Origin of the sequence: Mesorhizobium sp. WSM4983 (genome assembly GCF_029625765.1) — a bacterium.
GTDB lineage: Bacteria > Pseudomonadota > Alphaproteobacteria > Rhizobiales > Rhizobiaceae > Mesorhizobium.
The window spans coordinates 14,430-28,527 of sequence record NZ_JARTVM010000001.1 but is presented as its reverse complement, the minus strand read 5'-3'; the positions used below and the strand labels follow the sequence as shown (position 1 = coordinate 28,527).

Here is a 14,098-nt window from a genome sequence, read left to right as displayed (position 1 = left end):
GCGGCTCGAAGCAAACAGCGGCGGGCGTATGCATCCCAGAGCGGTGGGCGCCCGGAGGGGAATCTGCCTGCAAATTGCGCTATCTGCTCAAGTTTTGCGCAGACGGATGGAGGAGCGATGTATAGGCTTTGGGCGTCGATGACGCATCCGATGCAGCGGATGACGCGGATTTGCATTCGGGTGCAGCAAGGCATGGAAATCGCCCGATACCGCCCTCAACCTCTGGTAATTGGCACGCTTCGTGCTTGATGAAGGCGCAAGCGGGGCGCGCAACCCGGCTCTTTGGCAGTGGAGGCCACTTTCTACATGAAAAAGATCGAAGCGATCATCAAGCCATTCAAGCTGGACGAAGTGAAGGAAGCGCTTCAGGAAGCCGGGCTGCAAGGCATCACCGTCACCGAAGCCAAGGGTTTCGGTCGGCAGAAGGGCCATACCGAGCTTTATCGGGGCGCCGAGTATGTCGTCGACTTCCTGCCCAAGGTGAAGATCGAGGTCGTGCTCGGCGACGACGCCGTCGAAGGCGCCATCGAAGCCATACGCAAGGCGGCGCAGACCGGCCGCATCGGCGACGGCAAGATCTTCGTCTCCAACATCGAGGAAGTCGTCCGCATCCGCACCGGCGAGACCGGCATGGACGCGGTCTGACTCCACCCGTCTTCCTGAACCGTCATCATCAAAAAACGTCAGCACACAGGGATACATGACATGACGACAGCCAAAGACATCATGAAGCAGATCAAGGACAACGATGTAAAATTCGTCGACCTGCGCTTCACCGATCCGAGGGGCAAGCTGCAGCATGTGACGATGGACGTCGTCGAGGTCGAGGAAGACATGTTCGCCGACGGCGTCATGTTCGACGGCTCCTCGATCGCGGGCTGGAAGGCGATCAACGAGTCCGACATGGTGCTGATGCCGGACACGGATACGGTCCACATGGATCCGTTCTTCGCCCAGTCGACCATGGTGATCCTGTGCGACATCCTCGATCCGATCTCGGGCGAGGCCTACAATCGCGACCCGCGCGGCACCGCCAAGAAAGCCGAAGCCTACATGAAGTCGGAAGGCATCGGCGACACCATCTATGTCGGCCCGGAAGCCGAGTTCTTCGTGTTCGATGACGTCAAGTACAAGGCCGATCCCTATAACACCGGGTTCCGCCTGGACTCGACCGAGCTGCCGTCCAACGACGACACCGACTATGAGACCGGCAATCTCGGCCATCGGCCGCGCATCAAGGGCGGCTACTTCCCTGTGCCGCCGATCGACTCCTGCCAGGACATGCGTTCCGAGATGCTGACAGTGCTCGCTGAAATGGGCGTGCGCGTCGAAAAGCATCACCACGAGGTCGCGGCCGCCCAGCACGAACTCGGCATCAAGTTCGACACGCTGGTGCGCAACGCCGACAAGATGCTGATCTATAAGTATGTCGTGCACCAGGTCGCCAATGCCTATGGCAAGACGGCCACTTTCATGCCGAAGCCGGTGTTCGGCGACAACGGCTCGGGCATGCACGTGCACCAGTCGATCTGGAAGGGCGGCAAGCCGACCTTCGCCGGCAACGAATACGCCGGCTTGTCGGAAACCTGCCTCTTCTACATCGGCGGCATCATCAGGCACGCCAAGGCGATCAACGCCTTCACCAACCCGCTCACCAACTCCTATAAGCGTCTGGTGCCGGGTTACGAAGCGCCGGTGCTGCTCGCCTATTCGGCGCGCAACCGTTCGGCCTCCTGCCGCATTCCGTTCGGCTCCTCGCCGAAGTCGAAGCGCGTCGAGGTCCGCTTCCCCGATCCGGGCGCGAACCCCTATCTCGGCTTTGCCGCCATGCTGATGGCGGGTCTCGACGGCATCAAGAACAAGATTCATCCCGGACAGCCGATGGACAAGGATCTCTACGACCTGCCGCCGAAGGAATTGAAGAAGATCCCGACGGTCTGCGGCTCCCTGCGCGAAGCGTTGCAGAACCTCGACAAGGACCGCGGCTTCCTGAAGGCAGGCGGCGTCTTCGACGACGACCAGATCGACTCTTATATCGAGCTCAAGATGGCCGAGGTGATGCGCTTCGAAATGACCCCGCACCCGGTCGAGTACGACATGTACTATTCGGTGTAAGCGACTGCATTCCCGACAGAAAACAACCCCGGCGAAAGCCGGGGTTTTTTCGTGAACAGCTCGCCAGAGGGCGGAAAGGCCGCAGGACGGGCCTCGTCAGAACAGCAGGCCAGCACTGTCGCGAGAGCGAGGCTTCTCATGGCCGCCAAGCGAGCCAGGCCTATAAAAAAGCCCCGGCATTTTCGCCAGGGCTTTTTAATCTTCGATGGTCTGGCGGGGAATGCCGCCGACGCAGTTAAGGCATCACGCCGCAGCCGAGACCTTCGCGTCGGTCGCGACCTCCGAGATCGTCTTCAAGACCTGCGAGGCGATCTGGTAGGGGTCGCCCTGGGAGTTCGGGCGGCGGTCTTCCAGATAGCCCTTGTAGTCGTTCTTGATGAAGGAGTGCGGCACGCGGATCGAGGCACCGCGGTCGGCAACGCCATACGAGAACTTGTTCCAAGGCGCGGTCTCATGCTTGCCGGTCAGGCGCTTGTCGTTGTCCGGACCATAGACGGCGATGTGATCCATCAGGTTCTTTTCGAACTGGGCCATCAGCGCCTCGAAATAGGCCTTGCCGCCGATTTCGCGCATGTACTTGGTCGAGAAGTTGCAGTGCATGCCCGAGCCGTTCCAGTCGGTATCGCCGAGCGGCTTGCAGTGGAACTCGATGTCGATGCCGTACTTTTCGGTAAGGCGCAGCAGCAGGTAGCGCGCCATCCAGATCTGGTCGGCGGCCTTCTTGGAGCCCTTGCCGAAGATCTGGAACTCCCACTGGCCCTTGGCCACTTCGGCGTTGATGCCTTCATGATTGATGCCGGCTGCGAGACAGAGGTCGAGATGCTCCTCGACGATCTGGCGCGCGACATCGCCGACATTCTTGTAGCCGACGCCGGTGTAATAAGGTCCCTGCGGCGCCGGATAGCCGCTCTCGGGGAAGCCGAGCGGGCGGCCATCCTTGTAGAAGAAATATTCCTGCTCGAAGCCGAACCAGGCGTCCTCGTCGTCCAGGATGGTCGCGCGGCTGTTCGAAGCATGCGGGGTGACGCCATCGGGCATCATGACTTCGCACATGACGAGAACGCCGTTGGTGCGCGCCGGATCCGGATAGAGCGCGACCGGCTTCAGCACGCAGTCGGAGCTGCGGCCTTCGGCCTGGTTCGTGGAAGAGCCGTCGAAGCCCCACAGTGGCAGCTGCTCGAGCGTCGGGAACTCGGCAAACTCCTTGATCTGGGTCTTGCCGCGCAGATTGGGGGTCGGGGTGTAGCCGTCGAGCCAAATATACTCGAGTTTGTATTTGGTCATTCCAGTGCCTCTCGTTGCTTGGACGCCGGGGCGGCATCAACGCATGGCCGGACCGAGCCGGCCTGCCGTGCGCTAAAATGCAATTCGTATGCCACTCTCCTCGTCCAGGGTGCGGCAAAATGGTCATCGCAAAGCGTTGATTTTGCTGAGCCTGCGCAGCAATGCGCGGCGATCGTTCAGGCGCGCTTTCTGCATAAATATTGTGCAGCGACTGATCTTTTTGTGAGCATATTGCCTAAATGAATCGCAGAACCTATCTTGGGAACAGATTTGAATCGACTTGCTCCTGAAGAGGTAGGAGGCCGCCAATGGATGTCACCACGTCCCGTCCTTCGGCAAAGATCCTGATGTTCCCGCTTGCAGGCCGGGCGTCTGCCTCAAATTTAGGCGCAAAGGCGAAATTCGCGGCAGAGCTTGCCTCGTTGCGCAATACGCACGCAGATTTCGACGGCTGGTACCATCAGGCGGCAATCGAGGAAGAACACAAGCAGCGCAAGAGCTGACCAATTCTTTCCAGCTCGAGACGAGAAAAAGCCCGGCGCGATCGCTCGCGCCGGGCTCTTCATTTGCCGAGGATCGGCTACTGCTTGGCGTCCAGATCGGTGCCAAGCGTATCCCTGACGAAGATCATGCCGATGATAAGCGACATCGCGGCGATCACCACCGGGTACCAGAGGCCGTAATAGATGTCGCCCTTGTAGGCGCTGAGTGCGAACACCGTTGCCGGCAGCAGGCCGCCGAACCAGCCATTGCCGATATGGTAAGGCAGCGACATGCCGGTATAGCGGATGCGGGTCGGGAACATCTCGACCAGGATTGCGGCGATCGGCCCGTAGACCATGGTCACGAACACGACCAGGATGAACAGGATGCCGATCGTCACCGGCCAATTCACCGCCTCCGGATCGGCGACCATGGCAAAGGCACCACCGCCCGGGATGTTGTAGACGGTGACCTCGGGGGCGCCGGCCGCTTCCTCCTTGGTCAGCAGCTTGTCGGCCACCGCCTTGTCGGTCGGAACGGTCGTTTTCTCGCCGCCGCGGATCGCCGCGGCATCGAGCTTCAGTTCCGGATTGGCTGCGACGAAGGCGTCGAGCTTCTGGTCCGGCACCTTGGCCGCGGCCCGCTTCAGCGGATAGCCGCCATCCTGCAGGGACATGTTGACGGCCTTTTGGAAGGCGGCCTCCTTGGCCTTGGCCTGATCGCCGGCGGCGACGGCGTCATAGGACTGCACCGTCTCGTTGCCGATCTTGACCGTGGCGGCCGTGCCGGGTGCCGCGGTCGAAACGACGTCGTAAGGCACCGAGTTCTTGGTCAGGAACGAGGTCGCGATATCGCAGGATGTCGTGAACTTCGCCGTGCCGACCGGATTGAACTGGAACCTGCAGTCGCCGGGGGCCGCGGTCACCGTTGCGCGCGTGTTCTGCTGTGCGGTGGCCAGCGCCGGATTGGCGGCCCAGGTCAGCGCCTTGAACAGCGGGAAGGTGCAGACGATTCCCAAAGCAAGGCCGGCCATGATGATCGGCTTGCGGCCGATCTTGTCGGACAGCCAGCCGAACACGACGAAGAAGATCGAGCCGACGGCAAGCGCGATCGCGATCATAACGTTGACCGACCACGCGTCGACCTTCAGCACGTTCTGCAGGAAGAACAGCGCGTAGAACTGGCCGTTGTACCAGATCACGGCCTGGCCTGCGGTGAGGCCGAGCAGCGCCAGAAGCGCGATCTTGGCATTCTTCCACTGGCCGAAGGCTTCTGACAGCGGCGCCTTGGAGCCCTTGCCCTCCTCCTTCATGCGCTGGAAGGTCGGCGACTCCGAAAGCGACAGCCGGATCCAGATCGAAATGGCAAGCAGCAGGAAGGAGACGATGAAGGGAATGCGCCAGCCCCAGGCAGCGTAGGTTTCCTTGCTGAGCGAACCCTGGACGATGAGGATGACGATCAGCGACAGGAATAGGCCGAGCGTTGCCGTCGTCTGGATCCAGGAGGTGTAGAAGCCGCGGCGATCGTCCGGCGCGTGCTCTGCGACATAGGTTGCGGCACCGCCATATTCGCCGCCAAGCGCCAGCCCCTGCAGCATGCGCAGCCCGATCAGTATCACCGGCGCCGCGATGCCCCAGCTGGCATAGCCGGGCAGCAGGCCGACCAGGAAGGTCGACAGGCCCATGATCGTCATGGTGACGAGGAAGGTGTATTTGCGGCCGACGAGGTCGCCGATGCGGCCGAACACAAGCGCGCCGAAGGGACGGACGAGGAAGCCGGCGGCGAAAGCCAGCAGCGCGAAGATGTTGCGCGTCGCCTCGGGGATGGTCGGGCTGAAGAAGGTCGCGCCGATGAAGGCGGCCAGCGAACCGTAAAGATAGAAATCGTACCATTCGAAAACGGTACCGAGCGAGGAGGCGAAGATGACCTTCTTTTCCTCCCGCGTCATGCCGCGGCTTTTTCCGCCGGCGGTCGATGCCATTGCCATTGATATATCCTCCCGTGGATCCCGTCTGTCCTCGATGGCTGCGCGCCACCGTCCGCAATTCCTCCGAACGCGGACTCAAAAACGCGGCCAACGAAGGAAAAAATGGCAGAAAGCGCCCCGGAAAGGCACCGCGACGATGGGATTATGACTTTGGTATTAGATGCAATGCGAAGCGGCGCTCAGGCTTTGAGCGACTCAAGCAGGCTGACTGCCGCCATCATGTCGCGCTTGCGGGCGGAGCGGCGCGCGACGGCTTCGGCATCCTGGCCCCAGTGCTCGATCTGCCAGTCTTCGTCGACATGGCCGGCGGCCCAGGCCTCCTCGCCGTCGAGCTCGCCGAAGTCGACGGCAAGCGCCAGCAGCGCTGAGCCGGTCAGCGAGGTCATGACGTGGATCGCGGCCAGACGCAGCGGCTCGGCGCGCTGGGCAAGATGAGCGCCAAGGACGGCGATCGTCTCGCGCGGCTGCTCGACATGGATGACACCTTCGGCGAGGTTGAAGCGCACGCCGAGGTTGCTTCTTGCCCAATCGAGAACCGGATCCCAGAGCCTGTTCTGACGGTCTACCAGCCCCTGCGGGCCATCGGCTCGGTAGCAAAGCAGGTCCGACGAAGCGAAGCGCAGGACATCCTCCAGCACCGCTTGCGGGTCGCTGGCCACACCGTCGAGTGCCGTGTTGGCAAGGCGCATCACCGGCATGGTCACAGGGTCGATGATCTCGCGCTGGGCGGAAAATTCGTCAGCAACCAGCGTCGCGGCTCCTTCAGTCGGCAACACCAGCAGCGCCTTTCCCGGCGTGCGGACCGGCCTGCCGTCCAGATGGACGGCAAAACCGCCTTCGACCGGCACTACCGAAACCGCCTTGTAGAAGCGCTTCGGCAGCGGCGTCTTCATCTGGATCTGGGCGCGGCGCACCGGATCGGGATCTGAAAGCTGCTTTCCCGCTTCGAGGTCGTTGAGGATGTCGCGCATCTCGAACTCCTTACGCTGGGACCTGCTTGCGCGACGGCCGATTGACGATGATCAGCCCGGCCGCGATCAGGCCCAGTGCCAGGAAGATCCTGATCGTCAGCGGCTCGCCCAAAAGCACGGCGCCGCACAGAACACCGAACACCGGCGACAGGAAGGCGAAGCTGGACAGGCCTGCCGCCGGATAGCGCGTGAGCAGCCAGAACCACAAAACATAGGTGAAAGCGACGATATAGAAAGACTGGAACATCAATGCCAGTGTCGGCAATGCAGCGATTTCGCGGATCGGCGGGCCGGCGAACGGCATCACAAGGGCACCGACGACGGCGGCGCCCGCGAGTTGATAGAGCAGAAGCTTCTCGGCGCTGGTTTCGACCAGCTTCGATCGCTTGATGACGATGCTGGTCAACGCCCACAGGATGCCCGAGCCAAGACTGAGGAGATCGCCCGTCAGCGTCGCGTCATTGCCGGCGAAGATGCCGTCTGAGAACACGGCCAGAAGGCCGCAGAAGGCAAGCACGAGGCCCCCAAGCTTGCGCGCGTTGATGCGCTCGCCGAGTAAAAAATGGCCGCCGATCAGGACCCAGAACGGCATGGTGTTGACCAGGAGCGTGTTGCGAGCGACGGTCGTGTATTCCAGCCCGATATAGAGAAACAGGAACTCGACGCCGAAGAGCACGCCGACGACAATACCGGCGCTGAGCGTCCCATCCGCTTCAAACAGCTTGATGCCGCGCAACCGGCACCAGCCGAGAACGCACAGCCCGCCGATGATCGAGCGCGCGATCGATACGAAGACCGGATCGTAGCCGGCATAGGAGACCTTGGCGGCGACGTAGTTCAGGCCCCAGGACAATGTCAGCCCGACCATCATGGCGGCCGCGGTCATGTCGACCGCGTCGCGTCGGCCGAATGTATCGGCAGCACCGCTCAATTGTCGTCCTCCGCGCTCTGCTCATCGAAGCCGAGCAGGTTCCAGCTTTGGCGCATATGCGGCGGCATCGGCGCGGTAACATCGATGACGCCCTGGTCTGGATGCGGGATAACGATGCGGCGCGCGTGAAGATGAAGGCGGTTCTGGATGCCGCCGGGAAACTCCCAATTCGTGTCGGCCTCGAAATATTTGGGATCGCCGATGATCGGGCAGCCGATATGGGCGGCATGGACGCGAAGCTGGTGGGTGCGGCCGGTATAAGGTTCCATTTCCAGCCAGGACAGCGACTGCGCCGCCTGCTCGACGACGCGGTAATAGGAAACGGCATGGTCGGCGCCCTTCTCGCCATGCTTGGCGATGCGCACGCGGTCGCCGTCCGGCGTCGCCTCCTTGACAAGCCAGGTCGAGATCTTGTCCTCGCGCTTCGGCGGCACGCCCTTGACCAAGGCCCAATAGGTTTTCTTCGTCTCGCGCGCCCGGAACGCTTCCGACAGCTTCATCGCGGCAAGGCGGGTGCGGGCAACGACCAGCACGCCGGAAGTGTCGCGGTCGAGGCGATGGACGAGGCGCGGCTTCTCGCCCTTCTGGTTGCGCCAGGCCTCGAGCATGTCGTCGACATTGCGCGTGACGCCGGAGCCGCCCTGCACGGCAAGCCCGGCCGGCTTGTTGAAGACGAAGACTTTCGGGCCCTCGTGCAGCAGCATCTTGGCCAGCACATCGGCATCGCCCTGGTTGCGGATCGAATGGCCGGTGAGCGCGGCGTCGCCCTTCTTGTCGACTTCGAGCGGCGGAATGCGCACGGTCTGCCCGGGCTCGACGCGCGTGTCGGCCTTGACGCGGCCGCCATCAACGCGGACCTGGCCCGAGCGCAAGAGCTTTTGCAGGTGACCGAAGCCAAGGCCCGGATAATGGACCTTGAACCAGCGGTCGAGCCGCATGCCCGCTTCGCCGGCCTCCACCGTGATTTGTTCGACACCTGCCATGGTTACGCTTTTCCGGTTGAAAGCGGCGCCATAGCACTAAGGCAGAGAGGTTGCGAGCCAAAGACCCAACAACGGACAAAGATCGCGCCAAAGAGCGTTGCGCAGCCGCGGGCGCGGACGCCTCAGTTTGCGGCCGCCTTCTTGGCCTTGGACGAGCCGATCATCTTCCAGTTCTTGTAGAACATGGAATTGACGCGCTCGACGCTGACCGAGACGATGGCGAGAAGGTTGGCGATCAGGCCGGGGAATGGCGATGGACGGATGATATCCATGAACACGCAGTAGCGGCGTCCGTCATATTCGTTCACTGAACGGTGCAGCAGCGTGTCGTCGAAAATGTAAAGCGGGTTGTCGTGCCAGTAGTTCCTGGCGCCGTTGCACTCGACGAAAATCTCAGCCTTGACCGGCAACAGGTTGTAGAGGATGCGCAGGCTGAGCCGCAGCGGCCCGAAATGCCAGGAAGTCGATTCCTTGCCTCTGAAGACTGAGACGGCGATGGTCTTGATGTATTTGAAGTCCTTGTTGAATTCCGCGACGTTGTCGATCTTGTGCTTGCCATACCACTGATAGACATACATGCCGCGCCGACCGGTGCCGAAATTGGCGTCGATATCGGCGATGATCTCGTCCTTGCGAGCCTTGAAGACGTCGAGAACCTCGTTGACCTCGCGCTGATAGTCTGCAGGGAACTGCTCCAGCTTCCATACGCCCGGGTTCCGATAGCAAAGCAGGTCGACCAAAAGGTTGAATGGCGACAGCAGCCAGGTGAAGATGCCGTTGCCCAGGAAATAGCCGCGGAACAACGACAGATCCTTGTTTGCATTGCGCATCACGTCGATCAGACCGCAGACGATCCAGATCGTGGTCAGGATCGGGATAAAATAAAAGCCAAGCGCGAGAAGCGGGACTGCGATAGCAGCCTGACGAAGAGTCTTACGGGTTTGCTTTGTCATAGTCTTTCGCTTGGGAGCGCGATCCTGTTCGCATGAGCCAAATCACGGCGACCCCCGCCAGCCGTGCGCCTTCATAGGATTTTTCATGACGCGGCACAATCTGGAACAGGTTTGCCCGCTCACGATCGCGCCAGCATCTCGACTTTGCTGTCATGCCGACGAAGCTTCGCCGCGAAGCACCCGAGCCCGCCGAGTCGCGGAAGCGGCTATTCCCGCTCTTTGCGCAGCTTTGCCCAGTATTCCAACCGCTTCTTGACCTCGCGCTCGAAGCCGCGCTCGGGCGGATCGTAGAAAGTGCGGCGGCCCATCTTTTCCGGGAAATAGTCCTGGCCGGAAAAGGCATCCGGCTCGTCGTGGTCGTAGCGGTAGCCGGCGCCGTAATCCTCTTCCTTCATCAGCTTGGTCGGCGCGTTGAGGATGTGCTTGGGCGGCAGCAGCGAGCCGAATTCCTTGGCCGCTTGTGTCGCCGCCTTGAAGGCGGTGTAGACGGCATTCGACTTGGGCGCGGTGGCGAGATAGACGGTGGCCTCGGCGAAGGCGAGTTCGCCCTCGGGCGAGCCGAGATAATCGTAGGCGTCCTTTGCGGCATTGGCGACGACCAGGGCCTGCGGATCGGCAAGCCCGATATCTTCCACCGCCATGCGCACCAGCCGGCGGCCGAGATAGAGCGGATCCTCACCGGCATCGAACATGCGGGCGAGGTAATACAGCGCAGCGTCCGGATCCGAGCCGCGCACCGATTTATGCAGCGCCGAGATCAGGTTGTAATGGCCGTCCTGGCCCTTGTCGTAGATCGGCGCGCGACGCTGGATGACGCGCTGCAGGCCTTCGGGCCCAAACACCTCGCCCGGCTTGGCGGCGCGCCAGACTTCCTCGGCGAGCGTCAGCGAGGCACGACCGTCGCCATCGCTCATGCGGATGAGCATGGCCCGCGCCTCGTCGTCGAGCGGCAGCGCCCTGCCCTCGGTCGCCTCGGCCCGCTCCAGCAGCTTGGCGATGCTCTCCTCGTCCAGCGAGCGGAAGACGAGCACCCGCGCGCGGGACAGAAGCGCCGCGTTCAGCTCGAAGGACGGGTTCTCCGTCGTGGCGCCGACCAGCACCACCGTGCCGTCTTCCATGACCGGCAAGAAACCGTCCTGCTGGGCACGATTAAAGCGATGGATCTCGTCGACGAAGAGCAGCGTCTGGCGGCCATTGGTCCGGCGCAGTTTTGCTGCCTCGAATACTTTCTTCAGGTCGGCGACGCCGGAAAACACCGCCGATATCTGCTCGAAGGCAAGGTGGGTTTCGCCGGCGAGCAACCGCGCCACCGTCGTCTTGCCGGTGCCGGGCGGGCCCCAGAAAATCATCGAGCCGAGCGTGCCGGACTTGATCAGCCGCGTCAGCGCGCCATCCGGGCCGGTCAAGTGCTCCTGGCCGACAACCTCGCCAAGGGTCTTCGGGCGCAACCGGTCAGCCAGCGGCCGGCCGGGCGGCGCCTTCTCCGGTTCATCGACGCTGAACAGATCGGCCATGCGCTTTTATTTGGTTGGAACGCGGCCCCTTTTCCAGAGCCTGCTCAGTAACGCAACACTTGGCGCAGTATCTGCCCACCGCGCTCGACGGTAAACCGCCACCACCGCGTGTCCTGCTGCGCAATCTGTGCCAGCGTCGCCGCCTTATCGATGCTCGTGCCGTTCACTTCGCGCACGATGTCGCCCGGTTGGAAGCCGAAATCGGCGGCCGGTGAATCGCGGTTGATGTCGACCACGGTGACCCCCTTCATGTCGGTGCGCAGCCCGAGACGCTGGGCAAGGCGCGGCGAAAGCTCTGCCACCTTGGCGCCGGCGAAGGGGCTGCGGCCATGCAGCGTGACCTCGCTCGGCTTCGCGCCTTCGGGGGCGCGCTCCAGCGCAATCTCAAGCGTTGCCTGCTGGCCCTTGCTCAGCACTGCGAAGGTCGCCTTGGTACCGATCGACAGCGTCGCCATGCGGTAATCCAGCGCCTCGATGCTTTCGACCGGGGTGTTGTTGAGCGACAGCACGACGTCGCCGGGCTTGAGCCCCGCCTTGCCGGCCGGTCCGGCCCCATCGACCGACGAGACCAGCGCGCCTGTCGGCTTTTCCATGCCAAGCGATTCCGCGATCTGGGGTGTCACGGCTTCAAACTCGGCGCCGATATAGGGCCGCTCGAAGAAATCCAGGCCGGCTTTGGCGGCGTCGGCGAAAGCCCTGACCATGTTCGACGGAATGGCGAAACCGATACCGATCGAGCCGCCGCTGCGGCTATAGATAGCCGTGTTGATGCCGACCAGCTGGCCGCCCATGTTGATCAGCGCGCCGCCGGAATTGCCGGGATTGATGGCGGCATCGGTCTGGATGAAATAGCCGGAGTCGGAAACGCCGATATGGCTGCGGGCAAGCGCCGAAACGATCCCGCTGGTGGTCGTCTGGCCGACGCCGAAGGGATTGCCGATGGCGAGCACCAGGTCGCCGACCTCGAGCGCGTCGGAATCGCCGATGGCGATCACCGGGAACGGCTTGTCGGCGGAGATTTTGAGCACGGCAAGATCCAGTGTCTCGTCCTTCAGCATCACCTTGGATGTGAACTCGCGCCCGTCGGCCGTCGCGACCTTCACCTCGTCGGCATCCTTGATGACATGGTAGTTGGTGACGATCACGCCGCTCGGATCGACCAGCACGCCGGAACCGAGCGAAGACTGCGCGCGCGGCTGCGCGCGGCCGAAGAACTCCTCGAAGAAGGGATCGCCCTCGAATGGCGAGGTCACCTTTGCGGTCTGCGAGGCGTAGACGTTGACCACGGCCGGCGCCGTCTGCTTGACCAGCGGCGCAAACGAAAGCTGCACCTCCTCGCGGCCGAACGGCACGCGCTTGTCGGGCCCGGAAGTGGAGTTCTCGCCCTCGACGCCATGCAAGAGATCGGTCAGCACGTCGGAAAGGCCAGGGTCGGCCGGCTTGGCGGCATCTTCTGCGAATGCCTGTCTGACGCTAGGAGCCGCGGCGAAAGCGGCAAGCGTGCAAACCGCAATAAGAAACAGCCGTTTGAGGTGCATTCCGAATCCTCCAGATCAGGCGCCATTGTCCCGACGATTGTGCAGAATGAAAGGCTAAGGCGATGATATCGAATTATTTTCAGCCAGTAGCCGGCTATAGCTACAGGCGCAATCGGGTACCGCGGTTCGTCTGATGAAAAAACAGGTCGCTTCCTTCTGCGATTTCTTGGCAACCGGAACCTTGGGGCCGCTTTCCCCTGAGATGAAGCTGATCGATGTCGCGAAGGTGCTTGGCACGCCCGACGACTGGGACGTCGATGATGATGGTGACGTTCCGCTCTATTGGTGTTTCGGCAAGGTGGAGATTTCGTTCGACATTGCCGCTCCCTACCGGATGAACTGGTTTCAGGTCGAAGGCGCGGCCCAACTCAAGGGCAAATTCGAGCCTGTGACGGAACGGCTAAAGCTGTCCTTGGACAGATTCAGTGGAAAGACAAAACCCTCGGAGTTTCTTTCCGCCGGGCTCTGGGACCTTCAACGCACAAAGGTCCACTACGCCGCACTGAGCGATAGTGTCCTGCTAAACATTTGCGCCGGCTGCATCAAGGTGCACTTTCAAGTCGATACATCATTCATAGGTGATGGCGACCCGGTCAGGCATCTGGAAGAAGCAAAGCTAGGTCGGCTTTTGCGGGATATCGATCCCCGAACCAAGGTCGACAGCATCTATTCATATCCGCAACCTGCCGCCGAGGAGGTGCCTGGGGTGCTCAATTGGCGCGCGTTGTCCGGCCGTGACTATTTGGATATTCTCGGATAGCGCCAGACACAAGAACGCAAAAAGGGGCCCGAGGGCCCCTTGAATTCATTCGCTGAAAACCTGGCCTTATGCGGCCGCGGCTTCCTCGTCGCCGCCTTCGGCTTCGAGACGCGCGCGGTCGGCGGCGCCCTTGGCCGAGGTGTCGCGGTCGACGAACTCGATGACCGCCATGGCGGCATTGTCGCCGTGGCGGAAGCCCGCCTTCATGATGCGCAGGTAGCCGCCGTTGCGGCTGGCGTAGCGCGGTGCGATGGTTTCGAACAGGCGCTTGACGACGCCTTCATTGCCGATCTGCGCGATCACTTGGCGGCGGGCGTGCAGGTCGCCGCGCTTGCCGAGCGTCACCAGCTTCTCGACGATCGGACGCAGGTCCTTCGCCTTCGGCAGGGTGGTGACGATCTGCTCGTGCTCGATCAGAGACACGGCGAGGTTGGCGAACATCGACTTGCGGTGGCTTACGCTGCGGGCGAAGCGACGGCCTTTGAAACCGTGGCGCATGGCTCTTTTCCTTCTTTAGTTGTTCAAGAGGCCACGGCCTCTGATGGTTTTCCGCATGACCGTCGGATCGAGCGGCTCGCG

13 protein-coding genes are annotated in these 14,098 nt (G+C 62.1%); 4 read left to right on the top strand and 9 right to left on the bottom strand.

Annotation, left to right across the window (positions count from 1 at the left end; all coding sequences use genetic code 11):
- Positions 1-306 precede the first annotated feature (306 nt).
- Both P9254_RS00200 and glnA read left to right on the top strand, forming a co-directional pair.
- The gene (locus P9254_RS00200; RefSeq protein WP_006205430.1) at positions 307-645 is read left to right on the top strand and encodes a P-II family nitrogen regulator; all 339 of its coding nucleotides are present in this window, start codon (positions 307-309) and stop codon (positions 643-645) included.
- Positions 646-705: 60 nt separating this feature from the next.
- On the top strand, positions 706-2,115 hold the full coding sequence (gene glnA, locus P9254_RS00195) for a type I glutamate--ammonia ligase (protein ID WP_066989632.1): 1,410 nt from the start codon (positions 706-708) through the stop codon (positions 2,113-2,115).
- 243 nt (positions 2,116-2,358) lie between these two features.
- Here glnA and P9254_RS00190 read toward each other — a convergent pair whose 3' ends face one another.
- On the bottom strand, positions 2,359-3,399 hold the full coding sequence (locus tag P9254_RS00190; RefSeq protein ID WP_278055897.1) for a glutamine synthetase beta-grasp domain-containing protein: 1,041 nt from the start codon (positions 3,397-3,399) through the stop codon (positions 2,359-2,361).
- A 308-nt stretch (positions 3,400-3,707) separates the two neighbouring features.
- On the opposite strand from P9254_RS00190, the gene P9254_RS00185 reads away from it, so the two are divergent.
- Positions 3,708-3,902, top strand: coding sequence for a DUF2735 domain-containing protein (locus P9254_RS00185; RefSeq protein ID WP_067321438.1), 195 nt, complete (start codon positions 3,708-3,710; stop codon positions 3,900-3,902).
- 77 nt (positions 3,903-3,979) lie between these two features.
- Here P9254_RS00185 and P9254_RS00180 read toward each other — a convergent pair whose 3' ends face one another.
- The 7 genes from P9254_RS00180 to P9254_RS00150 all read right to left on the bottom strand — a co-directional run bounded on the left by P9254_RS00180 (position 3,980) and on the right by P9254_RS00150 (position 12,759).
- Positions 3,980-5,869 (bottom strand): MFS transporter, encoded by a 1,890-nt coding sequence (locus tag P9254_RS00180; protein WP_067321442.1) that lies wholly within the window; start codon positions 5,867-5,869, stop codon positions 3,980-3,982.
- A gap of 179 nt (positions 5,870-6,048) precedes the next feature.
- Positions 6,049-6,840, bottom strand: a complete 792-nt coding sequence (locus P9254_RS00175; RefSeq protein WP_278054547.1) for an ATP12 family chaperone protein — start codon at positions 6,838-6,840, stop codon at positions 6,049-6,051.
- A gap of 10 nt (positions 6,841-6,850) precedes the next feature.
- Entirely contained in the window at positions 6,851-7,726 is an 876-nt protein-coding gene (locus P9254_RS00170) for a DMT family transporter (RefSeq protein ID WP_067321630.1), read from the bottom strand.
- A 41-nt stretch (positions 7,727-7,767) separates the two neighbouring features.
- Entirely contained in the window at positions 7,768-8,754 is a 987-nt protein-coding gene (locus tag P9254_RS00165; RefSeq protein WP_278054548.1) for an RluA family pseudouridine synthase, read from the bottom strand.
- A gap of 122 nt (positions 8,755-8,876) precedes the next feature.
- Positions 8,877-9,707 (bottom strand): aspartyl/asparaginyl beta-hydroxylase domain-containing protein, encoded by an 831-nt coding sequence (locus P9254_RS00160; RefSeq protein WP_067321452.1) that lies wholly within the window; start codon positions 9,705-9,707, stop codon positions 8,877-8,879.
- Between the two features lie 206 nt (positions 9,708-9,913).
- A complete protein-coding gene (locus tag P9254_RS00155; RefSeq protein WP_278055900.1) occupies positions 9,914-11,221 on the bottom strand; it encodes a replication-associated recombination protein A in 1,308 nt (435 codons plus the stop codon).
- Positions 11,222-11,265: 44 nt separating this feature from the next.
- Complete coding sequence (locus P9254_RS00150) at positions 11,266-12,759, bottom strand: DegQ family serine endoprotease (RefSeq protein WP_095825450.1); 1,494 nt, start codon at positions 12,757-12,759, stop codon at positions 11,266-11,268.
- A 133-nt stretch (positions 12,760-12,892) separates the two neighbouring features.
- Here P9254_RS00150 and P9254_RS00145 point away from each other — a divergent pair, with 133 nt between their 5' ends.
- The gene (locus P9254_RS00145) at positions 12,893-13,519 is read left to right on the top strand and encodes a hypothetical protein (RefSeq protein ID WP_278055901.1); all 627 of its coding nucleotides are present in this window, start codon (positions 12,893-12,895) and stop codon (positions 13,517-13,519) included.
- 66 nt (positions 13,520-13,585) lie between these two features.
- Here P9254_RS00145 and rplQ read toward each other — a convergent pair whose 3' ends face one another.
- Entirely contained in the window at positions 13,586-14,017 is a 432-nt protein-coding gene (gene rplQ, locus P9254_RS00140) for a 50S ribosomal protein L17 (protein ID WP_095800672.1), read from the bottom strand.
- Between the last annotated feature and the right edge of the window lie 81 nt (positions 14,018-14,098).